This is a genomic window from Pseudoalteromonas aurantia (assembly GCF_005886875.1).
Lineage (GTDB): Bacteria > Pseudomonadota > Gammaproteobacteria > Enterobacterales > Alteromonadaceae > Pseudoalteromonas > Pseudoalteromonas aurantia_A.
Genome location: NZ_PNBY01000006.1, coordinates 1 through 23,394 on the forward strand (window position 1 = coordinate 1; position 23,394 = coordinate 23,394).

Below are 23,394 nucleotides of genomic sequence, written 5' to 3' on the forward strand. Positions count from 1 at the left end.
CACCCGCATAAAACAACTGATACTCGCTAAACGCTCTCTAAATTGTTCAATGTCTTTATTTAAAAAGGTTTGCTGCGCTGAGTCTAGCCGCTCACCTTGAAGGAACTTATGAGACAGTATGGTGCCTTTAAACAGCTTATGCCATCTGATGATAATCGCTTTATCACTTAACCTTTTTACTTTGGCATCATCTACATAAAGTACAATATGCGTATGGTTACTCATCACCGCATACGCACACACATCAATACAAAACACTTTTGAAAGTTCTAGCAGTTTGTCTTCTATCCAACCTCTTCTGTGTTCATAAGATTGCCCTGTTACCTTATCTTCACCACACAAATAGGCACGACGAACGCAGCGTGAAATGCAATGGTAGTATTTGGTATCAGTTAAACTCACTTGCCTTTTGCGTGCTGTAGCCATACGGAAATTTAACCAATTACTCATTTGTGTTGGCGAAAGGCCACAAAAATCAGAATAAGGCCGATCATTAGCCGCCTTTATTTTTTGCTCTGCAACAGTATTGAGTTCTTCTAGAGTCAAGTTAGGGTTCATTGCAACAACTTGATCAGTATCATCCAGCATTGATGCGTGTTGCTTAGGTGCATGTTGCTTAAAAATAGTGTTCATGCAGCAACGTTTGTACTTTTACCGCTGCCACAAAGGTAAGATTCATTTAGACCTGGTTTCACGTTTTATCCACTCGTCTTATTTATCTTAATGCTACGTCACCTTAAAAACGTCATTTCAAGCTAACACCATCTCAAGCTATAAGTGCCGCATTTTCTTGCTTACGCTCTGCGAGTGTTTTTTCTATGGCTAACACAGTAGTCTTACTCACACCGTGTTGCTCAGCAAGCTGCCTAAACTGACTAATGGCATCAACGACCTCTTGAATACATTGCTGTGCTTTCTTCCAATTAGTAAAGCCTGCACTAGCAGCCAGCTTTTGCATCACTTTGAGTGGTGGCGCTTTTCCGTATCCGGCAAAGGCAGTCGCATGCTCGTTAAAAGGATGAGGGCTAAAGGTTACATCGTAAAATGGGGCGAGTTGCCAGCTACCATCATCGGCTTGTAAAAAGCCCCAGTTTTTACTGTGATCATCTTGGTTAGCGGCAAATAAGTTAAACATTGCGCGTCGAAATTGAAGTTGCCCGGCTGCAGGCGACTTACAGAGTTGACGACTGGCCTTAATCAGATCGCTGTAATCTAAGCTCGGGCTTCGGAAGTCTGCATCCAACAAGCCACAAGCACTGTGCATATGTAAGCGTCCAGCTTTCTCCTGCGCGGGTAAATAGTCAAAACGCTTTAACGCAAGCCATGCTTTAGCGCCGCTACTCGCAGGTGCTTCAATTAGCTGCCACATCGGTGGCTGGCATTTTGCCTGGTCAGCCATTTCTAAATAAACAGCTTCACACAAACCTTCTTCGTGGCCCAAGGCTAAGTTCTTCGAAGTAAACTTAACTAGCCATGCTTCATCGCCAGGTTGTGCATAGGTGCGGCATTGCGTCGCGTCGCCAGCAGGCATATAAATTTGCGCTTTAGGTCGAGCACCGCCGGAGCTACCTACGGCTACCAAGGTTGCTAATACTTGCCCAGTGCTACCCTCTAACTCATCCGTCTCTTTATAATCAAACACGGACTGGTCGAACAAGGTTTGGGCTTCAAGCCCAAGTGTTTCCAAATCAATATCTGAACGCTGATCTAATGAGAGCTCCGATACAGGCGTAAAAGACAAGGCCCCCATTCCTTGCTGCCCAACCAATGCCAGTCTATCCATTGCTGTTACTTGTGCGGATATTATGCCTTGTTGACGGAACACACGGTCTTGCAACAACAACCCCCAACCATCGGGAAGACTATCGCCAAAAACGCCGTGTATGCCTTGGTGAGGTTCTTTCGGTGCTTGCTGTAATCGCACATCACCTTGAAGCGTAAAAGGGGATAAATTGCCAAACCTGCTTATATAGTTTTCATTGTACTGAAAGAAAACACCTTGGCGGTTTTGCGCTAATACACCCACAGATACAGTTTCGCCCGTTGTGAGAGTGCGCTCCACATTCAACTTTTGAATAGATTTAAAGCTCATCTTTAAGCACCTCTTCTATACTGGTCGGTAAAGCGGCACGGTCAGCCGTGGTTTGTGTCAATTGATAAAGTCTGTCTAGTGAATCCAGCGACTGCCACAAAAGCAGCAGCTGACGAAATGAAATTTGTCCGGTAAGTTCAAACTTTTTTATGGTCGAAGCAGGTACACAACTACGCTGGGCCAGTGCCTCTCGCGATAACTTCGCTTGTTTGCGTAAGCTCCGCAGATGAGTAGCAAAAGCTTGGCTTACATCAGTATCATCTAAAAGTGAAAAGTTCATGCGCAGCTCTAATGGATATAATATTATCCATTATAGCGCTATTTTTTAATTTATGGATACTATAATACCCATAAAGCTATGAGTAACCATCACGCAACTGGAGAAGGCAACTCAAAGCTGATACTTTGCGTCAGGCAAGAGGTTGGGTTAAGGATAAAGCTAACAAAAAAAGAGCGACTAACTCCGAACACCATTACTATAGCTGATAACGAGTGGGTCTAACTGATGAATGATAAATTAGATGCCTTCAGCCTAAATATAAGCTTTGCAGAAAACGTTATCGGTGAACTATCACTGAACAAAGAAACTGGCTTGCCCAAATGATTATTGGCAACAAAATGGTTTCGACATATCGCCAAACTTAACGCTTGATAATAATCACGACAACTCTGTTGCATATAACTTTCTTGATAATGCCTTACCTGAAGGAGAAGCTCGACTACTTCTTGCAGAAAGGGCTGGAGTATCAGAAAAAATGTTTTCTAACAAATAGGTGTCGATCTCTCAGGGGCTGTCACCTTTACTTGCCACTTAGAGGTGGCACTATCACTTAGCCAAATATTGATATTACCGCGTTGAACCAAACGCACGATTGTACTGTGACCAATTCCTAATTTTCTTCTTCATTTAGTATCATGAGTTAAGGTATTTAATGATCTGTTCACACCAAATCAAAGAAGTTCAATTATTTAAGAAACAACGCCACTGTCAGGCCTCAAACCCGTAACTAATATAAAATGACGCTGTATACTCATTCATCTTATATTTTATGGTTTCTATTCCATATTTTATGAGTTTTTCAAATGAGGCTATGTTTATATTCACAATAAATTAAATTTCCTCTTGCTACTCGGCGTATTGGAAACTTATTTCAGCTATTGAATTAATGTACTTCACTGCCCGTTAGCTCCCCTCTAAAGATAAGGTGCTTGCAGTTTTTTACTTAAAATTTACTTTGGGGAGATTTTTTCACACCCATTAAAACAGAATGACCCTACCAATAACAAACCACCAAATAACTCCATGTTAAAACACAGCTTTAAAACGGACTCAAAAGCCTTAATTTTATCTAAAAATGGAATTAGCACTACGTCAAAACATCAGAAAAACACTCATTCTTTAATCGAAGAAATGATCAATAATGATGGCATACAACGTACATATCTCTTTAATATAGAATGTTTAATCGTTAAGGCCCTTCTGAAAAACTCACAGCATCTATCAAGCGTTACCATGCCGTGCACTCACTCTTTGGAGGCAATATGAAACACAATACAAATAGAAGAAAAATTCAAATTGATAAATTCAAAGCTGAGATGCAAAAAACGATGCGAAGCTTACGTAAAAAACACGGCTTAACGCAAAAGCAACTGGGCGTGATATTGAATGTTGACCAAGCAACAATAAGCAATTTTGAAAGTGGAAAGACGATCATGAGCATAACGCAAGTTTATGAAATGACGCTAATTTTTGGTAGTGATTTTGCAAGCCCAATCATGGTTCAACTGTTTGGTAATAATGAAATACACAGTGCGGCTCTCGTAGCCTAACAAGACAAAACTTTTTAGTCATGAATGAAGGTTTTACATATAATTCCATACAGCCCTATATCAAGTAGGGCTATATTACTCACCTATAACACTCATTCAGACATTTGTTTAGTTGGGTCCGTACGCTCATTGTTAAAGCTCATCATATTAAATAGAAGAATACAGCTCACGACCCACGCAAGATATACTAACCCTTCAAAGTGGTCATAAATCACAGTCAAGTAACGCATTTCATAGTGCGACCATGCAATATGCTCTACCAAAGCCATAAAGTATATGAATGACGTATATATGAAAACCCAATGAAAAACCCCATCAAAAATGGTAAGTGATATTTCGCCTGACTTAGAAATAACGCGTGATAATTGTACTCTAAAAATAAATAGTAATACGGCCAGAGAACTAATCAAAAATTGAACACCAAACATAATACTTCCTCTGATCAATGACCCTGTTTCTGGCTTTATTAGCTCTATTAAACCAGTTGTAAAAATAATATACTCAACAATGTTCAGTATCAAAAGAAGCAACGAAATATGCATAATATTTATATTTTTCTTGCATAGACTAACAACATAGGCAATGGCTAACACAACTAAATAAATGGGTGCAATGACCTCTGGTACCCAAAGTTGGATGGTTACTAAGAAAATTGAAATCGCATCTTGAAGTTTGGCTTTACCATTTTCTTTTGCTTGCTCACGGATCTGTTTTACCTGCATCAACAACGCCCTAGTATCTACCTTACAAGACTTTAGCCAAATAAACATTCGGGTCACACGTATATCGGATACGCCTACCTCGTAATTTATAATAGTTTTTCTGTCACATCCTAATTTACGTGCCATTTCACCTTGAGTGATGCCCGCTTGAACCCTCATTGCTTTTAAGTCTTGGCCATTAACCATATAGCTCACCACATAAATTTATTCACATTTATTAAATATACAAACATTAAGTGCCCAAATAAAAAACTTCGCGCATAACATCCAAACCAAATCTAGCAATAGAATGCAAAAATTGTTATTAGAGAAAATAAACAGCATAAAAAATACTTGATGTATATTCCAATGTTGTAAAAAATAGTATTCATAAAGTAATTTAAATTAATGCTGCTTAGACTGAACATGAGGTGTACTGCTTCACATAGAGATATGAAGTACCATGTGTGATCGTATCTAGGTAACGATTTATTTATTACGCACATTCGAATTACTCCTGCTGGTGGCAGCAAAATACCCCCGTATAGCAGTTAAAAGTCTAATGTACTCATATGCCTTCATGTGGTCTATATTACTATCGCTGTTAGGCCTGTGATACACTTCATTTGCTTTTAAATAAGTTGATCTATACCAAAAAAACCTCCACTATCTAACACATTATTTATTCAGCTATTTTACCCAAATGAAGCGACTAACAAATGTCTCACTACTGAAACAATTTGAGATCATTAATCGGCTGGAATTTTTCAATGAGTTTACGTTAGCTGAACGGCAAGTCTTACTTGAGTCTTTTAGCCATTTGTATTTGGTTCACCAAAGTCACCATGCCTTTAAACGCTTTGAATTAGACAATCGGCTCTTCATTGTGCTCAGCGGAGAATTTAGTATTTTTAAAAAGAGTCAATTACTTGAATTAGGCCGCGTAGGGCCTGGTGAATTTATTGGTGAAGGGGCTTTTATTTGCAACCAAGAACACTCTACTAGTGCTAAAGCCCTTAAAGACAGTATTTTATTGGCCATTACACCTGAAGCTATGACAAGACTACCCAATGTTATTCGAGAAAAAATGAAGGATAAAATTATTGCGGGTATGAGTACTCGGATCAGCTCACTCAGTAATTATATTGAAGACAATATTTAGGGGATTTGAATGCGATTTAGCATAAAAAGGCATGTGCAAGAACCCATGCCTTTAATAAAACTATAATTAGAATTAAATAATCAATCCCATTAACCTAATAATGTATTAAATGCATTGAATAGCTTTTCAAGCTCTTCAATCGTGTTGTAATGCATACATCCAATACGGACGACGCCGCCCTTATCCATCACCCCTAATTGCTCACATAAACCTTGTGCATAGAAGTTACCATCCCATACACACATTTGCTGTTTACCTAAAAATTCAGATACAACGCGTGGTTCAAGGCCGTCAAATGTCAGTGCAAAAGTCGGTGTGCGTTCGCTAAGGCGCGTTAAGTCAGAAATACCAAACAGTGTGATCTGTGGAAACTCAGTTAAGCGCGTTAAAAAATATTCACTTAATGCCATTTCGTGCTGTTTAGTTTTTGCAAAGCCAGTAGCTAATCGCTGACGACGAGACGTCGCCTCTGGCAAGCCACTTAAACTGGCAATATAGTCAATTGCAGCCACAACACCCGCAAGGCCTTCAAAGCTCTGAGTACCGGTTTCCCAGCGGCCTGGGATCACGTCTTTTGCAGGCTCTACTTTATAGGGGGTAAACCCTTCTAAGTGTTCACGCTTGCCATAGACGATCCCCACATGAGGGCCAAAAAACTTATAAGCTGAACAAGCTAAAAAGTCACAATCAAGCGCTTGTACATCAATAAGTTCATGGGGGGCATAGTGCACAGCATCAACATAAACTAAAGCGCCAACTTGGTGAGCTAATTCAACAATGTGTTTTATATCGTTTATAGAACCCGTTGTATTTGACGCATATGTCACAGCAACCAGTTTTGTATTACTGCTTAATAACTGCTTATAGTGCTCTAAGTTTAATGTACAATCAGCTTCATTAATTTGTAGGGCATGTACTGTCGCCCCTTTATCTTCGGCAGCTTGGCGCCATGATGACACGTTTGAGAAGTGATCGGCATTGGTAACAATGACCTCATCGCCCGCCTGCCACGCCCTAGAAAGCGCACGGCTAAAACTAAAGGTTAGGCTTGTCATGTTTGCACCAAACACGATTTGCTCTTTGCTTGGTGCATTGAGTAGCTCTGCAACCGCTTGGCGAGCATTGTTAAGCAAGTCTACGGTTTTTTCGCTAGAAAAGAACGCGCCACCCAGGTTTGAATTGTAGTACCCCAAATAAGCTGACATAGCACTTAGTACAGACTGTGGTACTTGTGAGCCTCCTGGTCCGTCTAAAAAAATAGGGGATTGGGCGTTCACTTGCTGCATTAATGCTGGAAATTGACGACGCAGTTTAGTTAGTTCCATGGTTCACTCGCGTTATGAGGTAAATACAAAACAATCTAAATAGCCAATTTTATCAGCATCTAGTTTATTCATTGGAGTCGCGTTATGCCATACTTCGCGGTCGTTGATCAAAGCAAACAGGCCGTCTTTGATCTCCATTTTAAAGCAAGGCTCTACGTCTTTATTTTCATAAACCAATAACTCACCACCGGCAATATTCTCGTGCGATACACCACATACACATACGTGATCAAAGCCATCTTGATGGATGCCTTCAGGGGCTGGCGGTGTGTCACTTTCAATTGCTAACATGCGGAACTGATGCACTTCAATTTCACGCTCTTGTGAAATGCCTGTCATAGCGCGAAACTCATTTAATAAGTGCTTAAAGCCATCACTTTGTAATAAGCTGTCTTCAAGGTTTTCGTATACACGTTCAACATTGCCCTGAAAAGTATTAATCGCATCGTCTTGAACAAAGGCTTTTGCTGGCTGTAATGACACATGGTCATCTGAAAATTTAACGACTGAGTAACGACGTTTTCTGAACGCACCATCAGCATATGGGTTACTTGGTAGTTGATTAAATGAGGGCTTCACTGCGTCGATATGCGCTTGTTGGATGAAACGAAGTTGAAGCAAGTTCTGATTGTTTACTGCGGTCATTTTGCTCTCGCCTATTGATGACAAATTGGCGATAATTCTAAGCGAATGGAAAATAAATACTGTTTAATTTACCTATCAATATGCCACAAATTAGCAGTAACAAACCAAAATAAGCTAAAATATTGAATATTTATTCTATTATTTAAAAAGCGACTGTTTCTTGTTTTGTAAGTATCAAAAAAGCCGACATTTTGCCGGCTCTATTGCTCAAAAAGTCTACACAGCTTGCTGAATGATCACTTCATCTGCTTTTTGCGTGTATTGAGGCATTTTATGGAAGTTGAGGTAGCGATAAGTATCAGCGGCAGTCGCATTGATCTTCTGCGCATAATCTTGATACTCAGCGGGTGTAGGCAGCTTTCCAATAATGGCAGCGACCGCAGCTAACTCTGCAGAGGCAAGAAATACATTGGCACCAGTCCCTAAACGATTAGGGAAGTTACGCGTAGAAGTTGATACCACGGTCGCTTTATCTGCAACCCGAGCTTGATTTCCCATACATAACGAGCAACCTGGCGTTTCGATGCGTGCGCCTACTCGACCAAAAATACCATAATAGCCTTCGTCGGTAAGTTGATCTTTGTCCATTTTAGTGGGTGGCGCAACCCAAAGCTGAGTGGGTAATCGGCCGCCATAGTTATCTAACAATTTACCTGCTGCACGAAAATGACCAATATTAGTCATACATGAACCAATAAACACTTCATCTATAGACTCCCCTTGCACAGTTGATAATAAACGCGCGTCATCAGGGTCATTCGGGGCACATAAAATGGGCTCTTTAATATCGGCCAAATCAATGTCGATCACGTGAGCATACTCCGCATCGGGATCTGCTTGCATCAACTGTGGATTAGCCAACCAATCTTGCATTTTTGTAATACGACGCTCAATCGTACGAACATCTCCATAGCCTTGCGAGATCATCCACTTCAGCATCACAATGTTTGAATTAAGATATTCTGCAATTGACGCTTCAGAAAGTTTAACCGCACACCCTGCTGCAGAGCGCTCAGCTGACGCATCAGAGAGTTCAAATGCTTGCTCAACGGTTAAATGCTCAACGCCTTCAATTTCAAGCACTCGGCCAGAAAACTCATTAATTTTACCCTTTTTCTCAACGGTTAATAGCCCTTGCTTAATTCCGTAATACGGAATCGCATGCACTAAATCACGCAGTGTGATCCCTGGCTGCATCTCACCTTTAAAGCGCACTAGGATTGATTCAGGCATATCGAGGGGCATAACCCCTGTCGCCGCCGCAAAAGCCACCGCGCCAGAGCCAGCAGGAAAAGAGATCCCCAGTGGAAAACGTGTATGGGAATCCCCCCCTGTTCCCACTGTGTCCGGTAACAACATGCGATTTAACCAAGAGTGAATGACACCATCACCTGGACGCAATGACACCCCACCGCGGTTCATTATGAAGTCTGGTAAGGTATGATGAGTATTCACATCGATGGGTTTAGGGTACGCTGAAGTATGGCAGAACGATTGCATGGTTAAATCAGCTGAAAAGCCAAGACATGCTAAGTCTTTTAACTCATCTCGAGTCATTGGGCCGGTAGTGTCTTGCGAGCCAACAGTCGTCATTTTAGGCTCACAATATTGGCCTGGGCGCACACCTTTAACACCACACGCTTTACCCACCATTTTCTGCGCCAAGGTAAAGCCTTTTGATGAGGCTTGGGCTTCTACTGGTTTACGGAAAATCGTTTCGGCCTCAAGCCCTAATGAAGCCCGTGCTTTATCGGTCAAACCTCGGCCTATGATCAAAGGTATACGACCACCTGCACGCACCTCATCAAGAATAACCTCTGATTTGAGTGAAAATGTAGAGAGTACCTCATCCGTACCATGGCGCTTAACCAGACCTTCGTATGGGTAAATATCAATTTGATCGCCCATGTGTAGCTTTTCGACCGGCAGTTCAATCGGCAGTGCTCCGGAGTCTTCCATTGTATTGAAGAAGATAGGCGCTATTTTGCCACCTAAACAGACGCCACCTACGCGTTTGTTCGGCACAAAAGGAATGTCATCTCCCATAAACCATAATACGGAGTTAGTCGCCGACTTACGTGATGAACCTGTCCCTACCACATCTCCGACATAAGCTAACGGTAACCCTTGTTTTTTTAGCGTTTCTAATTGCGTAACTGGGCCAATCTCACCTGACTTTTCTGGGTGAATGCCTTCTCGTTCAATCTTGAGCATCGCCAGCGCATGTAACGGAATATCTGGACGGGACCACGCATCTGGTGCGGGAGAAAGATCATCGGTATTGGTTTCTCCAGTTACTTTAAATACTGTGACAGAGATCTTTTCAGCAACAGCTGGTTTATCAGTAAACCACTGTGCGTTAGCCCAAGACTCAATCACCTGTTGAGCAAATTTGTTACCAGCTTTTGCTTTTTCTTCTACATCGTAAAATGCGTCAAACATTAATAACGTATGCGATAAGCCTTTAACAGCAATGGGTGCCAAAGTCTCATCGTCTAGTAATTCGATCATAGGCGCAATGTTATAGCCACCTAACATAGACCCAAGTAACTCTGCTGCATAGTCTTTTGTTATGAGTGGCGATTGTGTATCGCCCTTTGCGATAGCCGCTAAGAAACCCGCTTTGATATAGGCGGCATCATCCACCCCGGGTGGAACTCGATTCACGAATAAATCGAGAATGAACTCTTCTTCACCTGCTGAAGGTGACTTAACAAGCTCGATGAGATCTGCGGTTTGCTGCGCATCTAATGGCTTAGGTACTATCCCAAGCTCTGCACGTTCTTCGACGTGTTGACGATATTCTTGAAGCATAATTTTACCCTCTTGATGACGTGAACTGGCATAACATGTCTATAAACTCAACATTGTATGACCATAGATTCTGAGACTTAGTATATGGCGTTTACAGCGAGATGAGAATGAAACAGCGGTGGCAGGTATTTATACTCACTATAAATATGATGAATATAAATACTAAATAGACTCTATTTTTGTGAATGTACTCACATTGGTAATCATTCTTAATTTTATGATAAGCACGTTGATTATTGATGAATTTCTTTGGTTTTAACCCCTTTGCTATTCTATATACATTAGTAGCTCGAAACAGGGCCTTGTTTAGTCTTTTACTATACACGCTAAAAAAAGTGAACAATGCATTCAGAGAGTTTGTCTTGATACCCCAATTTTAGCTGGCGAGCTATTACCAGAATAACCCCCATTAACCCTCCAACCATACCGAACATGAAACATGTATGCGCTTAAAATTACACATGAATAATAGAATTATAGATAACATTTTAGATAAATAATGTGCTCTGTTATAGTCTTAAATGAATGACTATAACAGAGCAGATTCTGGATCCTGGCCTACGTCAGGGAGACAACAGAGAGAACACTAAAAAATATAAGGATAAAAAGTGCTGAGCATAATTACTATGCTTCCTAAGCATCAATAGAAAGACAAAAGGTAAATATCGCTTCGCTTATGTACTGCTGGATAAAAGCAGATAACCTCTCGAGAGCAATATCGTTTAAGTGATCACGACCCCCTAAATAAAAGCATCGAATCTCTGAACTGGTTTTATGATCGAAAGCTGATTGTAGCAACCCTATTTTTATGAACGCCTCCATTAAACAATGTTTTAATTAATGTAATTGGTTTTAAAAAAACAACTGCCAATACATTATTGTTTCAGACGAGGTAATTTTGAGATAGGAGGGGTTATAGCCTAAAAAAACATACAAAAAAGCCGAGCTATTGCTCGGCTTTTTTAGTGTCTTCTACAAGACTTACTCTGCAGACTGCGCGTCTTCTTGAGTTTCTTCAGTCGCTGGGCGACCTAGAAGCTCAACATAAGCCATTGGTGCATTATCACCAGCACGGAAGCCACACTTAAGAATACGAGTGTAACCACCTGGACGGCCTTCGAAACGAGGACCAAGTTCGCTGAATAACTTACCAACTACTTCATTATCACGCGTGCGAGCAAACGCTAAACGACGGTTTGCTACACTGTCAGTCTTAGCCAGTGTGATTAAAGGTTCAATTACACGGCGTAACTCTTTCGCTTTAGGCACAGTTGTTTTGATGATTTCGTGCTTCACCAATGAACTAGCCATATTGCTGAACATCGCTTTACGATGGCTGCTGTTACGGTTTAATTGACGACCACTCTTACGATGGCGCATGACCCTATCCTTCTAACTAAACTAATATAGTAACTTAGCTTATTCAGCTAAGCTTGCCGGAGGCCAATTTTCTAGGCGCATGCCTAGAGAAAGACCACGTGAAGCCAGTACATCTTTTATTTCAGTCAAAGACTTCTTACCAAGATTTGGCGTTTTTAGAAGCTCAACTTCAGTACGCTGTACTAAGTCACCGATATATTGAATTTGCTCGGCTTTCAGACAGTTTGCTGAACGTACTGTTAGCTCAAGATCATCAACTGGACGAAGCAGAATAGGATCGAATTCTGGCTTCTCTTCTTTCTCTTCTGGCTCAGACACATCACGTAAATCTACGAATGCATCTAATTGCTCAGCTAAGATAGTAGACGCACGGCGGATCGCTTCTTCAGGATCTAATGTACCGTTTGTTTCCATATCAATGATTAACTTGTCTAAATCTGTACGTTGCTCAACACGGGCTGATTCAACCGAGTACGCAATACGTTCAACCGGACTGAATGATGCATCAAGCAACAGACGGCCGATTGGACGCTCATCGTCATCAGAGGATAAACGACTAGACGCTGGCACATAACCACGACCGCGCTCAACACGAATACGCATGTTGATATCGCTATTACCTGCCGTTAAATGACAAATAATGTGATCTGGGTTGGCGATTGTTACATCTCCATCGTGCTGAATGTCTGCCGCTGTCACAGGGCCTACACCAGATTTTGTCAGGGTAAGAAAAACTTCATCTTTACCTTCTAGAGATACAGCTAAACCTTTTAGGTTTAACAAAATTTCAATGATGTCTTCTTGTACGCCTTCTTTCGCGCTGTACTCATGCAATACACCATCAATTTCAACTTCAGTTACTGCACATCCTGGCATAGACGAAAGTAGTATACGGCGTAAAGCGTTACCCAAAGTGTGACCAAAGCCACGCTCAAGCGGTTCTAAAACAACTTTAGAACGCGTAGGGTTGATAGCGTCGATATCGACTAATCTTGGCTTTAGGAACTCAGTTACAGAACCCTGCATTTTATCCTCTCTTAACTCTTAACTTTACTTCGAGTAAAGTTCGACGATTAATTGTTCGTTAATGTCCGCAGACAGATCAGAACGCTCTGGTAGGCGCTTGAAGCTACCTTCCAATGTCTTACCGTCAACTTCAACCCAAGTAGGCTTCTCACGTTGCTCAGCCAACTCTAGAGCTGCAATGATACGTGCTTGCTTTTTAGACTTCTCACGAATTACTACAGTATCTTCTGGAGTAACTACGAATGAAGGAATATTTACAACACGACCATTAACCATTACCGATTTGTGGCTTACTAGCTGACGTGCTTCAGCACGTGTGCTTGCAAAGCCCATACGGTAAACTACGTTATCTAAACGTTGCTCTAAAAGTTGTAATAGGTTTTCACCAGTATTACCTTTTAGGCGAGCAGCATCTTTGTAGTAGTTGCGGAATTGCTTTTCAAGTACACCGTAGATACGACGAACTTTTTGCTTTTCACGTAACTGTAAACCGTAATCTGATAGACGACCTTTACGTGCGCCATGCTGACCAGGTGCTGTCTCAAGTTTACACTTTGAGTCGATTGCTCTCACGCCGCTCTTAAGGAACAGGTCAGTACCTTCACGACGACTCAGCTTGAGCTTAGGGCCCAAATATCTTGCCATGTTCTTTCTCCTAACCTATTGTTATACGCGACGTTTCTTCGGTGGACGACAACCATTGTGTGGAATTGGCGTCACGTCAGTGATGTTTGTGATACGGTAACCAGCAGCATTCAAAGCGCGAACAGCAGACTCACGGCCTGGACCTGGTCCTTTAATGAATACTTCTAGGTTCTTAAGACCGTACTCTTGTGCAGCAGTACCTGCACGCTCAGCAGCAACCTGTGCAGCGAACGGAGTAGACTTACGAGAACCACGGAAACCAGAACCACCTGCAGTCGCCCAAGAAAGAGCATTACCTTGACGGTCAGTGATGGTTACAATCGTGTTATTGAATGATGCATGAACGTGTGCCATACCATCAACAACTTGCTTTTTAACCTTTTTACGACGAATTGGTGCTTTAGCCATAACTTACCTCACCTTATCTTTTGATAGGCTTGCGAGGACCCTTACGAGTACGCGCGTTAGTCTTAGTACGTTGACCACGAAGTGGTAACGAACGACGATGACGTAAGCCACGGAAACAACCAAGGTCCATAAGACGCTTGATGTTTAAAGTCACTTCACGACGAAGATCACCTTCAACAGTGTACTTACCTACTTCTTCACGAAGTACGTCAAGTGTTTCGTCTGAAAGCTCACCGATTTTAGTATTTTCGGCGATACCAGTCGCTGCTAAGATAGCCTTAGAGCGAGTTTTACCTACACCATAGATAGCAGTTAAACCAATTACTGCATGCTTATGATCAGGGACGTTAATGCCAGCGATACGGGCCACTAACACATCTCCTATATTTCGATTCGATTCTCATCTGTTTGAAAAGCCCGTAAGGATACTCAAACGAAGACCGAACCACATTTAAAAACACAGGCCAAGTAGTATTACTTAGCCTGCATGAGTTTATTAGCCTTGCCTTTGCTTATGCTTAGGCTCACTGCATATCACTCGTACTACACCAGCACGTTTGATAACTTTACAGTTACGGCAGATTTTCTTAACGGAAGCACGTACTTTCATTGCTCAACTCCGTGAAAATAACCTTATCGGCTATAGCCTTTAAGGTTTGCTTTTTTAAGCACAGAATCATATTGATGAGACATCATATGAGTTTGTACTTGTGCCATGAAGTCCATGATCACAACAACGATAATCAAAATTGATGTACCGCCGAAGTAGAATGGCGTTTGCCATGCCATGGTCATAAACTCGGGCACCAGACAGATAAAGGTTATATACAAAGCACCTGCCAATGTCAGGCGTGTCATCACTTTATCAATGTATTTAGATGTCTGCTCACCGGGACGAATACCTGGGATAAAAGCGCCAGATTTTTTCAGGTTATCTGCTGTCTCACGCGGGTTAAATACCAACGCAGTGTAGAAGAAGCAGAAGAAGATAATAGCCGCGGCTAATACCATCGCATACAGAGGCTGACCAGGAGTCAACACTGCAGAGATAGCTTGTAGCACATCAGCGACCGGACCTTCACCTTGGCCGAACCAGCTTGCTATAGTACCAGGGAACAGAATTATACTGCTAGCAAAGATTGGTGGAATAACACCCGCCATGTTTACTTTCAGTGGTAAATGCGTACTTTGAGCAGCAAATACCTGACGACCCTGTTGGCGTTTTGCGTAGTTAACAACAATACGTCGTTGACCACGTTCAAAGAACACAACAAGATAAGTAACAGCGAATACGATTACCGCAATCAATAACAGTGCTAAAACATGCAAATCACCTTGGCGCGCCATTTCAGCTGTCGAACCAATCGCAGACGGCAGGTTAGCTACAATACCAACAAATATCAGTACAGAGATACCGTTACCGATACCACGTTCTGTAATTTGTTCACCCAACCACATAAGGAACATAGTACCAGTCACTAAACTCACCACAGCGGTGAAGTAGAAACCAAAACCAGGGTTAACAACTAACCCGTCCATCATGCTTGGTAAGCCAGTGGCAATACCAATCGATTGGAATGTAGCAAGCACGAGCGTGCCATAACGCGTATATTGACTTATCTTCTTACGACCTTGTTCACCTTCTTTCTTAAGCTCTATCATCGCAGGATGTATGTGCGTTAATAGCTGCATAATAATCGAAGCCGAAATATAAGGCATAATACCGAGAGCCAATACCGAAGCTCGCTCAAGCGCACCACCGCTAAACATGTTGAACATTTCAACAATGGTGCCCTTTTGTTGCTCGAAGAACTCGGCAAGTACAGCGGCGTCAATCCCAGGGATCGGCACAAATGAACCCAAACGGTAAATAATGATAGCACCTAATACAAATAGTAATCGACGCTTCAGTTCCGAAAGCCCACTTTGTGCACTTTGCATATCTTGACCTGGTTTAGCCATTGTGTACTTCCTTAGTCTTCTACCTTGCCTCCGGCAGCTTCAATAGCTTCGCGAGCACCTTTAGAAGCCTTAAGGCCTTTAACGGTCACTGCGCGTGAAACTTCGCCAGATTTAACAACTTTAACGAACAAAACGTTCTTTTTAACTAGACCAGCTGCCTGTAGCGCGCTTAGGTCTACCACATCGCCTTCAACTTTAGCGATTTCGTATAAGTTTACTTCAGCAGATACTAGTGATTTGCGTGAAGTGAAACCGAACTTAGGTAGACGACGTTGCATAGGCATTTGACCGCCTTCAAAACCAACGCGTACTTTACCGCCAGAACGTGACTTTTGACCTTTGTGACCACGACCACCAGTCTTACCAAGACCAGAACCGATACCACGACCAACACGTTTAGCGGCAGTTTTTGAACCTGCAGCAGGAGAAAGTGTATTCAAATGCATTCGAATTACCCCTCAACCTTAACCATGTATGAAACTTGGTTGATCATACCACGTACACATGCTGTGTCTTCCAACTCAACAGTGTGATTGATACGACGTAAACCAAGGCCACGTAAAGTAGCTTTATGCTTCGGTAAACGACCGATAGAGCTCTTTACTTGTGTAACTTTTACAGTGTTATTAGCCATGGTTAATTACCCCTGAATCTGTTCAACAGTCAAACCACGTTTTGCAGCAATACCCTCTGGAGAATTCATGTTCTCTAGAGCTGAAATTGTTGCACGAACAACGTTGATTGGGTTAGTTGAACCGTAACATTTAGAAAGAACGTTCTGTACGCCCGTAACTTCTAATACTGCACGCATTGCGCCACCTGCGATGATACCAGTACCTTCAGATGCTGGCTTCATGAACACTTGTGAACCTGCGTGACGACCCTTGATAGGGTGTTGCAGTGTGTTACCGTTAAGATCAACGTTGATCATGTTACGACGCGCTTTTTCCATTGCTTTTTGAATAGCAGCTGGTACTTCACGTGCTTTACCGTAACCAAAACCTACTTTACCTGCGCCGTCACCAACTACTGTTAGTGCAGTGAAGCTAAAGATACGACCACCTTTAACTACTTTAGACACACGGTTCACCGCAATTAGCTTTTCAGCTAAATCAGGCTGTTGTTGCTTTGCTTCTACGTTAGCCATTGTCTACTCCTAGAATTGCAAACCGGCTTCACGCGCAGCATCAGCTAGCGCCTTCACACGGCCGTGATATTTAAAGCCACTGCGATCAAAAGCTAGCTTTGCTATGCCTTTGTCAGCTGCACGTTCAGCAACCGCTTTACCTACAGCTTGTGCTGCGGCAACGTTGCTTGTACCTGTAACTGTTTCGCTAATTGCTTTCTCAACAGTAGAAGCAGCAGCCAGTACAGTACCCTCAGCATTAACTACTTGAGCGTAAATGTGACGTGGCGTGCGGTGGATAACAAGACGCGTTGTGCCTTGTTCAATAAAATTTCTACGTGTGCGTTTAGCACGACGTAGACGAGCTGTTTTTTTATCCATCGTCTTACCTTACTTCTTCTTGGCTTCTTTACGACGCACATGTTCGTCTGCATAACGAACACCTTTACCTTTGTAAGGCTCAGGTGCACGGTATGCGCGAATGTTAGCAGCTGTTTGACCAACAACTTGCTTATCTGCGCCCTTAACAAGAATCTCAGTTTGGCTTGGAGTTTCAATCGTGATACCCGCTGGGATCTCGAAATTAACTGGGTGTGAAAAGCCAAGAGTTAAGTCTAATACTTTACCCTTAACTGCCGCACGATAACCAACACCGATTAACTGAAGTTTCTTCTCATAACCTTCATTCGTACCAACAATCATGTTGTTGATAAGTGCACGAGCAGTACCTGCTTGTGCCCATGCGTTCGCAACTTCACGAGGTGTAGTTGTGATCACGTTATCAGTAAGAGTTACTTCAACAGCGTTGTTAATAGTACGAGTCAACTCACCGTTTTTGCCTTTAACTGTGATGTCCTGGCCTTTAATTGTAACTTCTACACCGGCAGGAACTGAAATTGGAGCCTTCGCTATACGAGACATTGTTCCCCTCCGATTAAGCTACAAAGCCAATGATTTCACCACCAACACCAGCACTACGTGCGGCACGGTCTGTCATCAAGCCTTGAGAAGTTGATACGATAGCGATACCTAGACCACCCATTACCTTCGGTAACGCGTCACGTTTCTTATAGATACGTAGACCTGGGCGACTAACACGCTGGATGTTTTCAATAACAGCTTTACCTTCGAAATATTTTAATTCGATAGTCAATTCTGCTTTTACGTCACTAGATACAGCGAAGTCAGTAATGTAACCTTCGTCTTTAAGTACCTTTGCAACTGCTACTTTCAGCTTTGAAGTAGGCATTGCAACAGCAACCTTCTTCGCAGTCTGACCGTTACGGATACGTGTGAACAAATCCGCAATAGGATCTTGCAAGCTCATGTCTTACTCCCGTGATTCTATTACCAAGAAGCCTTTTTAAGGCCAGGAATTTCACCGCGCATAGCTGCTTCGCGAACTTTAATACGGCTCATGCCGAATTTACGAAGGAAACCATGTGGGCGGCCCGTAATGTTACAACGATTACGTTGACGTGCAGGGCTAGAATCACGCGGTAGAGCTTGTAGCTTTAATACCGCATCCCAACGATCATCTTCTGATGCATTAACATCAGAAATGATAGCTTTTAGTGCCGCACGCTTTTCAGCGAACTGAGCAACTAATTTAGTGCGCTTTGCTTCGCGCGCTTTCATAGAATTCTTTGCCATAACCCTACCCTTATTTCTTAAATGGGAAGTTAAACGCTTCTAACAACGCACGGCCTTCCTCATCAGTTTTCGCAGAAGTCGTGATTGTGATATCCATACCGCGAACACGGTCTACTTTATCATAATCGATCTCTGGGAAGATGATTTGCTCACGTACGCCCATAGAGTAGTTACCACGTCCGTCAAAAGACTTAGCACTTACACCGCGGAAGTCACGAATACGAGGCATTGCAATTGAGACTAAACGCTCAAAGAAATCCCACATACGCTCGCCACGTAGGGTTACTTTACAACCAATTGGGTAGCCTTCACGAATCTTGAAGCCAGCTACTGACTTACGTGCTTTCGTGATAAGTGCTTTCTGACCAGAGATTGCTTCTAGATCGTTTACCGCGTTTTCTAGAATTTTCTTGTCAGCTAGGGCTTCGCCCACACCCATGTTTAATGTGATCTTTTCGATCTGAGGGACTTGCATAACAGAGCTGAAACCAAACTTCTCTTGAAGTTCAACTACTACTTTGTCTTTATATACTTCATGCAGTTTCGCCATCGTCTACTCCAACTATTAAATAGTTTTACCAGTAGATTTGAAGATACGTAATTTCTTACCGTCTTCAATCTTGAAACCTACACGATCCGCTTTACCAGTTTCCTGGTTGAAGATCGCAACGTTTGATACGTCGATTGACGCTTCTTTCTCAACAATACCACCAGCTTGCTGCAATTGCGGAACAGGCTTTTGGTGCTTCTTGATTAAGTTAATGCCTTCGACAAATACTCGACCAGCTTCAGTTACAACTGAAAGCACTTTTCCGCGCTTACCTTTGTCTTTACCGGCTAGTATGATTACTTCGTCATCACGACGGATTTTTGCTGCCATGATAGATTCCTTATAGTACTTCTGGGGCTAGTGAAACGATCTTCATGAACTTTTCAGTACGCAGTTCACGAGTCACAGGGCCGAAGATACGAGTACCAACAGGCTGTAAGCTATCATTTAAGATAACAGCCGCATTGCTATCGAAACGGATCAAAGAACCGTCTGGACGACGAACGCCTTTTCTAGTACGCACAACTACCGCGTTTTTAACATCACCTTTCTTCACTTTACCGCGAGGAATTGCTTCTTTAACAGAAACTTTAATGATGTCACCAATCGCTGCATAGCGACGGTGCGAACCACCAAGGACTTTTATACACTGCACTTTGCGAGCGCCGCTGTTATCAGCAACGTCCAGCTGAGTTTGCATTTGGATCATCTGAATGAGCTCCGGTGTAGTTTTAACACGCTTTAATTTGTTTAAAATCAAAGCACTTCGATTAAATACCACTCAAAAAACAATTAGATTGTCGTTCAAGGGCGGGCAATTGTACCAGCAAAGTACTAGGTTGGATAGTTCAATTTTTAATTAATTGACGTATTCCACTGAGTTTCACTGAGCACTTTTCTGATATGAGGACAGACAGTTAGTTTTTCAAGCCATAAAGCTATTGATACACAACAGTTTAAAAAACAATCAGTGCTTTTTATGGGGAGAAAAGTAATTTCTACTTTAAGATTACATACATCTGTTTGACAAAGAAAATGGCTACCCCCCTCCCTTTGGGTCTAATTGACATAAACTTGGCAAAAATAACGTTTCTATTGATTACCAATACCGATGACTAATACCAGTGCAGTGGCCAATGATGAATTAAAATGCAAAGCTGTATTCAGCAGCTTCAATCTTAACCTGTTCATCATAAAAGCCCACCGGCAACACTATTATCTCCGTATCTATCTTTTTGAGTGGTTTTACTTTGAGTTGTTCAAAGAGTTGCTGTCGCTTTTCAAGCCAATTAACATTAAAGCGCGGATTACTCCTTAAATGTGATAGAGACCTAAACTGAAAATATATTGTGCGTCTAAGGTGACTTGCTTGTTGCTTGTCCGAACCATGTACTGTATTGACGTGATGAATAACAATATCGCCAGCTTGTACCGCGATATCTTGACTCGATATGTTACCTAACTGAAGTCTATCTTTGCATTCAGACACGCTGTCGAGTATTAAATGTGATCTAGGAATTACCTTCAAAGCACCTTGCTCTGCAAGTGAATCGTCTAAATAGATCCCCATCGTAATAATGGTGGTATCATCTGCTCGCGCCTGCATATCTCTGTGCCAATCAAAAGCCTCATTACTCGAAGTATTTTTGATCACCATAGATTCATAAACAGGCAACACCGGCTCACCAATCAATAACTCCGCCGCCCCAATAATCGTCGGATGTGTCAGTAAACGCGCAAAGTTAAGTTGATACTCAAATAGGTTGTTAATGCGAGATACCGACGAATCGTCTTTATACTGAGATAAAGCAATATGCATCAAACCGCGACCTTGCATTGCAAGTTCTTTGGTATCGCGTAGCAAAGATTGCGCATGCTGTTGAAGGTGTGATAATAATTCAGGCTCAATACCCTGCTTGATCACCGCATACCCTTGGTGTTCAAACTTACTTTTCAACAATGTGCCCATCGATATGTATTCCTTAAATACTACATTAAATATGAATAGAGACCTAAGTTTGGCCTCTATTCATTATTCTCTATCGAATATTAGCCACCAAATAGCCCTTTAAACTTATCTTTGAGTTTATCTTTTAATTTGTCTTTCACGTTATCTTTAGCGGCACTGCTTATATCCAAACTGACATCTACTTTATGAAAAGGCCCCTTAATGCGCAGTGGCACTTTAAAGCCCGTACTTTTATCTGCACTTGCTTGACCTTCGACCGTATCAACAATACCGGTCACCAAGCGATAGTTCACATTGGTTTTCGGTAAATCCACCTCACCCGAGCCGGTAATACGTATTAATGGGCTCGCTAAGCTCAAATCATTATTGCGGCCAACACCCTCTTTAAATACAAAGCTACCTGTTAACGCTGAAAAGTCTGTTTTCTGCTGCGGATCATAATCAGCATTTAATCCGTCTTTTAATGAAGAAAAGTCGCCTTTGAGCATCTCTTTGGCTTTACGGGCCATTTGAGCAATATTAGCGCCTTTCACCCCTCCATCTTTAAAACTGAACGCCACGTTACCCGCCAAAGTCGATACCAATTGTTTTTGGCTTTGACCCTGAGTTGTTAAATTCCAATCGATACTGCCTTTACCCAGTACTTTATCAAACCCAACCGCATCAGTAAGTAACGGTTCCGCATTGATGTTTTTTAACGCAAAATTTGTTTTTATTTTATAAGGTGTTACAGCTGAATTGATTTTAACACTGCCTTTGCCTGTACCGTTATAAGCATTAAACTCATCTAGGCCTAGATGTGCCACATTGTTTTTAAGCTGTAATGAAAACTGGTTTTCCCCCAAAGTAATATCGTGGGCTTTTAAACCCGTGGAGCGCACCACAATATCTGCGTTGACTTGCCCTAATACCGATAAATCAATTGGCGTATCATCCCATACAATAGGTTGACTCGGTGTTTGCGCATCGGGCTTGTCGGGCGCTGGCGTTGCAGCTGGCTCAGGCAAGTAAGGGTTTAAATCTAACATGCCTAAATCAATATTGGCGTTAATATTAGGTTTCGGTCCTAATACAATTTTACTTTGCCCTTTTATTTCTAACTCATCTAACTTCGCAACCAACGAGTTAAGCGTAAACGTATTACCAACAAACGACATGCTTCCCGCAACGCTAAACTGATTAAATGCGTTATCCTTGGCTGGGAGCGCAATATTCTGCCACTGGGTTACCGCTTTCACTGACTCACCTGCTAGGGTTAATTCACCTTGAATGTCTTTACCCTGATGTGCAACCACCCCATTAAATTCAAGATTCAACAATTGTGAGGTAAGACGCTGTTCAATGTTAAACGCTTCTCCTACAATCGCTTTTGCTGGTGTATCAACCACCGACATTAATTCAAATTTTTGTGATTGATAAGTAATAGCACCATTAACTGTAAGTGCTTTATATAAAGACGGGAGCTGAATACTTAAATCAAGTTCATTAACGCTATGTTGAACGCCAGTTTGGCCATCAATGTAAGTAATTGAACCACCATAAATGGCGACCTCACCTAGACTAACATCAAAACCACTCGGTAATGACACAGCTGAAGGCTGTTGCGTCGTTTTTGTCTGTGCCAATGTAGGAAGGTTGTCTTGTGTCGGGAATAACTGCCAGTTGGGCTGCCCCTGTTTATCAGTCTCAAGCGTGACTGTCGGATTATGAATAACAAACCGTTCTAACTTCGCTTCACCTGACAAGAGCGAAAGCCAAGGTATATGTACTGACAATTGCTCCATAGAGAGCATATCCTCAGCACTGCCCGTCGTCATATTGGACAAGCGAACATTGTTTAACGTGACATTTAAACTGGGCAATATTGATACTTCACTATCACCTGCTATTTGTAATGTTCTGCCTGTTGTAGACTCCGCCTGTTTAGAAATTTGATCGATTATCGTCTGCGTTGGCACCAAAAACGGAGCTGCTACAGCGACGCCAACCACAATGACAGCCACACCGCCAACAATTTTAACTACTGCGTTCATATCTTTCCCTATCCGTCTCATTGCGCTATGCCTATATAGTAGCCTTGGTGCGCTATAAAATCATCAATGAGTT

General features: G+C 42.1%; 28 protein-coding genes and 1 pseudogene. 3 read left to right on the forward strand and 26 right to left on the reverse strand.

Annotation, left to right across the window (positions count from 1 at the left end; all coding sequences use genetic code 11):
- From CWC18_RS00580 to CWC18_RS00590, 3 genes and pseudogenes are all read right to left on the reverse strand, one after another.
- Positions 1–426: pseudogene (locus CWC18_RS00580) on the reverse strand (transposase); the annotation flags it as partial.
- Between the two features lie 340 nt (positions 427–766).
- Positions 767–2,092 (reverse strand): type II toxin-antitoxin system HipA family toxin, encoded by a 1,326-nt coding sequence (locus CWC18_RS00585; protein ID WP_138674481.1) that lies wholly within the window; start codon positions 2,090–2,092, stop codon positions 767–769.
- The gene (locus CWC18_RS00590; protein ID WP_138593382.1) at positions 2,082–2,372 is read right to left on the reverse strand and encodes a helix-turn-helix domain-containing protein; all 291 of its coding nucleotides are present in this window, start codon (positions 2,370–2,372) and stop codon (positions 2,082–2,084) included. The genes CWC18_RS00585 and CWC18_RS00590 overlap by 11 nt, the downstream gene beginning before the upstream one ends.
- Positions 2,373–2,721: 349 nt before the next feature.
- Here CWC18_RS00590 and CWC18_RS21350 point away from each other — a divergent pair, with 349 nt between their 5' ends.
- Together CWC18_RS21350 and CWC18_RS00600 are read left to right on the forward strand one after the other, a co-directional pair.
- A complete protein-coding gene (locus tag CWC18_RS21350) occupies positions 2,722–2,865 on the forward strand; it encodes a hypothetical protein (RefSeq protein WP_249348061.1) in 144 nt (47 codons plus the stop codon).
- Positions 2,866–3,634: 769 nt separating this feature from the next.
- Positions 3,635–3,922, forward strand: coding sequence for a helix-turn-helix transcriptional regulator (locus CWC18_RS00600; RefSeq protein ID WP_138593384.1), 288 nt, complete (start codon positions 3,635–3,637; stop codon positions 3,920–3,922).
- Positions 3,923–4,014: 92 nt separating this feature from the next.
- Here the strand turns inward: CWC18_RS00600 and CWC18_RS00605 are convergent, their stop codons facing one another.
- Positions 4,015–4,830: a helix-turn-helix domain-containing protein gene (locus CWC18_RS00605; protein ID WP_138674482.1), complete on the reverse strand. Its 816-nt coding sequence runs from the start codon at positions 4,828–4,830 to the stop codon at positions 4,015–4,017.
- Between the two features lie 496 nt (positions 4,831–5,326).
- Between CWC18_RS00605 and CWC18_RS00610 the strand changes: the two genes are divergently transcribed.
- Complete coding sequence (locus tag CWC18_RS00610) at positions 5,327–5,785, forward strand: cyclic nucleotide-binding domain-containing protein (RefSeq protein ID WP_138674483.1); 459 nt, start codon at positions 5,327–5,329, stop codon at positions 5,783–5,785.
- An 89-nt stretch (positions 5,786–5,874) separates the two neighbouring features.
- Here CWC18_RS00610 and CWC18_RS00615 read toward each other — a convergent pair whose 3' ends face one another.
- From CWC18_RS00615 to CWC18_RS00720, 22 genes are all read right to left on the reverse strand, one after another.
- Positions 5,875–7,110 carry a cysteine desulfurase-like protein gene (locus tag CWC18_RS00615; RefSeq protein WP_138593388.1) on the reverse strand — a complete coding sequence of 412 codons (1,236 nt, stop codon included), beginning with the start codon at positions 7,108–7,110 and terminating at the stop codon, positions 5,875–5,877.
- Positions 7,111–7,122: 12 nt separating this feature from the next.
- Positions 7,123–7,755: a 2OG-Fe dioxygenase family protein gene (locus tag CWC18_RS00620; RefSeq protein ID WP_138593390.1), complete on the reverse strand. Its 633-nt coding sequence runs from the start codon at positions 7,753–7,755 to the stop codon at positions 7,123–7,125.
- Positions 7,756–7,971: 216 nt separating this feature from the next.
- Positions 7,972–10,569 (reverse strand): bifunctional aconitate hydratase 2/2-methylisocitrate dehydratase, encoded by a 2,598-nt coding sequence (gene acnB / locus CWC18_RS00625; protein ID WP_138593392.1) that lies wholly within the window; start codon positions 10,567–10,569, stop codon positions 7,972–7,974.
- A gap of 981 nt (positions 10,570–11,550) precedes the next feature.
- Entirely contained in the window at positions 11,551–11,949 is a 399-nt protein-coding gene (gene rplQ, locus CWC18_RS00630) for a 50S ribosomal protein L17 (protein WP_010363718.1), read from the reverse strand.
- 39 nt (positions 11,950–11,988) lie between these two features.
- Positions 11,989–12,975 carry a DNA-directed RNA polymerase subunit alpha gene (locus CWC18_RS00635; protein WP_010363720.1) on the reverse strand — a complete coding sequence of 329 codons (987 nt, stop codon included), beginning with the start codon at positions 12,973–12,975 and terminating at the stop codon, positions 11,989–11,991.
- A 24-nt stretch (positions 12,976–12,999) separates the two neighbouring features.
- Positions 13,000–13,620, reverse strand: a complete 621-nt coding sequence (rpsD, locus tag CWC18_RS00640; protein ID WP_119861573.1) for a 30S ribosomal protein S4 — start codon at positions 13,618–13,620, stop codon at positions 13,000–13,002.
- A gap of 21 nt (positions 13,621–13,641) precedes the next feature.
- A complete protein-coding gene (gene rpsK / locus CWC18_RS00645; protein ID WP_010363724.1) occupies positions 13,642–14,028 on the reverse strand; it encodes a 30S ribosomal protein S11 in 387 nt (128 codons plus the stop codon).
- Positions 14,029–14,041: 13 nt separating this feature from the next.
- Positions 14,042–14,398, reverse strand: a complete 357-nt coding sequence (gene rpsM / locus CWC18_RS00650) for a 30S ribosomal protein S13 (RefSeq protein ID WP_010363725.1) — start codon at positions 14,396–14,398, stop codon at positions 14,042–14,044.
- 126 nt (positions 14,399–14,524) lie between these two features.
- Positions 14,525–14,638, reverse strand: a complete 114-nt coding sequence (gene rpmJ, locus CWC18_RS00655; RefSeq protein ID WP_002959476.1) for a 50S ribosomal protein L36 — start codon at positions 14,636–14,638, stop codon at positions 14,525–14,527.
- 23 nt (positions 14,639–14,661) lie between these two features.
- On the reverse strand, positions 14,662–15,990 hold the full coding sequence (gene secY / locus CWC18_RS00660) for a preprotein translocase subunit SecY (RefSeq protein ID WP_010363748.1): 1,329 nt from the start codon (positions 15,988–15,990) through the stop codon (positions 14,662–14,664).
- A gap of 11 nt (positions 15,991–16,001) precedes the next feature.
- Positions 16,002–16,436: a 50S ribosomal protein L15 gene (rplO, locus tag CWC18_RS00665; RefSeq protein ID WP_010363750.1), complete on the reverse strand. Its 435-nt coding sequence runs from the start codon at positions 16,434–16,436 to the stop codon at positions 16,002–16,004.
- Between the two features lie 5 nt (positions 16,437–16,441).
- On the reverse strand, positions 16,442–16,624 hold the full coding sequence (rpmD, locus tag CWC18_RS00670) for a 50S ribosomal protein L30 (protein WP_010363752.1): 183 nt from the start codon (positions 16,622–16,624) through the stop codon (positions 16,442–16,444).
- 6 nt (positions 16,625–16,630) lie between these two features.
- Positions 16,631–17,137, reverse strand: a complete 507-nt coding sequence (gene rpsE / locus CWC18_RS00675) for a 30S ribosomal protein S5 (RefSeq protein ID WP_010363754.1) — start codon at positions 17,135–17,137, stop codon at positions 16,631–16,633.
- Between the two features lie 9 nt (positions 17,138–17,146).
- Entirely contained in the window at positions 17,147–17,497 is a 351-nt protein-coding gene (gene rplR / locus CWC18_RS00680; RefSeq protein WP_010363756.1) for a 50S ribosomal protein L18, read from the reverse strand.
- 9 nt (positions 17,498–17,506) lie between these two features.
- A complete protein-coding gene (rplF, locus tag CWC18_RS00685) occupies positions 17,507–18,037 on the reverse strand; it encodes a 50S ribosomal protein L6 (RefSeq protein ID WP_010363759.1) in 531 nt (176 codons plus the stop codon).
- Between the two features lie 13 nt (positions 18,038–18,050).
- A complete protein-coding gene (gene rpsH, locus CWC18_RS00690) occupies positions 18,051–18,443 on the reverse strand; it encodes a 30S ribosomal protein S8 (protein ID WP_138593396.1) in 393 nt (130 codons plus the stop codon).
- A gap of 20 nt (positions 18,444–18,463) precedes the next feature.
- Positions 18,464–18,769, reverse strand: coding sequence for a 30S ribosomal protein S14 (gene rpsN, locus CWC18_RS00695; RefSeq protein ID WP_010363762.1), 306 nt, complete (start codon positions 18,767–18,769; stop codon positions 18,464–18,466).
- 10 nt (positions 18,770–18,779) lie between these two features.
- Positions 18,780–19,319, reverse strand: coding sequence for a 50S ribosomal protein L5 (gene rplE / locus CWC18_RS00700; protein WP_010363764.1), 540 nt, complete (start codon positions 19,317–19,319; stop codon positions 18,780–18,782).
- A gap of 15 nt (positions 19,320–19,334) precedes the next feature.
- Complete coding sequence (gene rplX, locus CWC18_RS00705; protein WP_138593398.1) at positions 19,335–19,649, reverse strand: 50S ribosomal protein L24; 315 nt, start codon at positions 19,647–19,649, stop codon at positions 19,335–19,337.
- Positions 19,650–19,659: 10 nt separating this feature from the next.
- A complete protein-coding gene (gene rplN / locus CWC18_RS00710) occupies positions 19,660–20,028 on the reverse strand; it encodes a 50S ribosomal protein L14 (protein WP_010363768.1) in 369 nt (122 codons plus the stop codon).
- Between the two features lie 435 nt (positions 20,029–20,463).
- Positions 20,464–21,288 carry a phytanoyl-CoA dioxygenase family protein gene (locus CWC18_RS00715; protein WP_138674484.1) on the reverse strand — a complete coding sequence of 275 codons (825 nt, stop codon included), beginning with the start codon at positions 21,286–21,288 and terminating at the stop codon, positions 20,464–20,466.
- Between the two features lie 80 nt (positions 21,289–21,368).
- Positions 21,369–23,321: an AsmA family protein gene (locus tag CWC18_RS00720; protein WP_138674485.1), complete on the reverse strand. Its 1,953-nt coding sequence runs from the start codon at positions 23,319–23,321 to the stop codon at positions 21,369–21,371.
- Positions 23,322–23,394: the final 73 nt, after the last annotated feature.

What these genes read in the sequence shown, in the direction of transcription:
- CWC18_RS00585 (WP_138674481.1), bottom strand. Translation starts at nt 2,092, where the DNA reads ATGAGCTTTAAATCTATTCAAAAGTTGAATGTGGAGCGCACTCTCACA.
- CWC18_RS00590 (WP_138593382.1), bottom strand. Translation starts at nt 2,372, where the DNA reads ATGAACTTTTCACTTTTAGATGATACTGATGTAAGCCAAGCTTTTGCT.
- CWC18_RS00600 (WP_138593384.1), top strand. Translation starts at nt 3,635, where the DNA reads ATGAAACACAATACAAATAGAAGAAAAATTCAAATTGATAAATTCAAA.
- CWC18_RS00605 (WP_138674482.1), bottom strand. Translation starts at nt 4,830, where the DNA reads ATGGTTAATGGCCAAGACTTAAAAGCAATGAGGGTTCAAGCGGGCATC.
- CWC18_RS00610 (WP_138674483.1), top strand. Translation starts at nt 5,327, where the DNA reads ATGAAGCGACTAACAAATGTCTCACTACTGAAACAATTTGAGATCATT.
- CWC18_RS00615 (WP_138593388.1), bottom strand. Translation starts at nt 7,110, where the DNA reads ATGGAACTAACTAAACTGCGTCGTCAATTTCCAGCATTAATGCAGCAA.
- CWC18_RS00620 (WP_138593390.1), bottom strand. Translation starts at nt 7,755, where the DNA reads ATGACCGCAGTAAACAATCAGAACTTGCTTCAACTTCGTTTCATCCAA.
- acnB (WP_138593392.1), bottom strand. Translation starts at nt 10,569, where the DNA reads ATGCTTCAAGAATATCGTCAACACGTCGAAGAACGTGCAGAGCTTGGG.
- rplQ (WP_010363718.1), bottom strand. Translation starts at nt 11,949, where the DNA reads ATGCGCCATCGTAAGAGTGGTCGTCAATTAAACCGTAACAGCAGCCAT.
- CWC18_RS00635 (WP_010363720.1), bottom strand. Translation starts at nt 12,975, where the DNA reads ATGCAGGGTTCTGTAACTGAGTTCCTAAAGCCAAGATTAGTCGATATC.
- rpsD (WP_119861573.1), bottom strand. Translation starts at nt 13,620, where the DNA reads ATGGCAAGATATTTGGGCCCTAAGCTCAAGCTGAGTCGTCGTGAAGGT.
- rpsK (WP_010363724.1), bottom strand. Translation starts at nt 14,028, where the DNA reads ATGGCTAAAGCACCAATTCGTCGTAAAAAGGTTAAAAAGCAAGTTGTT.
- rpmJ (WP_002959476.1), bottom strand. Translation starts at nt 14,638, where the DNA reads ATGAAAGTACGTGCTTCCGTTAAGAAAATCTGCCGTAACTGTAAAGTT.
- secY (WP_010363748.1), bottom strand. Translation starts at nt 15,990, where the DNA reads ATGGCTAAACCAGGTCAAGATATGCAAAGTGCACAAAGTGGGCTTTCG.
- rplO (WP_010363750.1), bottom strand. Translation starts at nt 16,436, where the DNA reads ATGCATTTGAATACACTTTCTCCTGCTGCAGGTTCAAAAACTGCCGCT.
- rpmD (WP_010363752.1), bottom strand. Translation starts at nt 16,624, where the DNA reads ATGGCTAATAACACTGTAAAAGTTACACAAGTAAAGAGCTCTATCGGT.
- rpsE (WP_010363754.1), bottom strand. Translation starts at nt 17,137, where the DNA reads ATGGCTAACGTAGAAGCAAAGCAACAACAGCCTGATTTAGCTGAAAAG.
- rplR (WP_010363756.1), bottom strand. Translation starts at nt 17,497, where the DNA reads ATGGATAAAAAAACAGCTCGTCTACGTCGTGCTAAACGCACACGTAGA.
- rplF (WP_010363759.1), bottom strand. Translation starts at nt 18,037, where the DNA reads ATGTCTCGTATAGCGAAGGCTCCAATTTCAGTTCCTGCCGGTGTAGAA.
- rpsH (WP_138593396.1), bottom strand. Translation starts at nt 18,443, where the DNA reads ATGAGCTTGCAAGATCCTATTGCGGATTTGTTCACACGTATCCGTAAC.
- rpsN (WP_010363762.1), bottom strand. Translation starts at nt 18,769, where the DNA reads ATGGCAAAGAATTCTATGAAAGCGCGCGAAGCAAAGCGCACTAAATTA.
- rplE (WP_010363764.1), bottom strand. Translation starts at nt 19,319, where the DNA reads ATGGCGAAACTGCATGAAGTATATAAAGACAAAGTAGTAGTTGAACTT.
- rplX (WP_138593398.1), bottom strand. Translation starts at nt 19,649, where the DNA reads ATGGCAGCAAAAATCCGTCGTGATGACGAAGTAATCATACTAGCCGGT.
- rplN (WP_010363768.1), bottom strand. Translation starts at nt 20,028, where the DNA reads ATGATCCAAATGCAAACTCAGCTGGACGTTGCTGATAACAGCGGCGCT.
- CWC18_RS00715 (WP_138674484.1), bottom strand. Translation starts at nt 21,288, where the DNA reads ATGGGCACATTGTTGAAAAGTAAGTTTGAACACCAAGGGTATGCGGTG.
- CWC18_RS00720 (WP_138674485.1), bottom strand. Translation starts at nt 23,321, where the DNA reads ATGAACGCAGTAGTTAAAATTGTTGGCGGTGTGGCTGTCATTGTGGTT.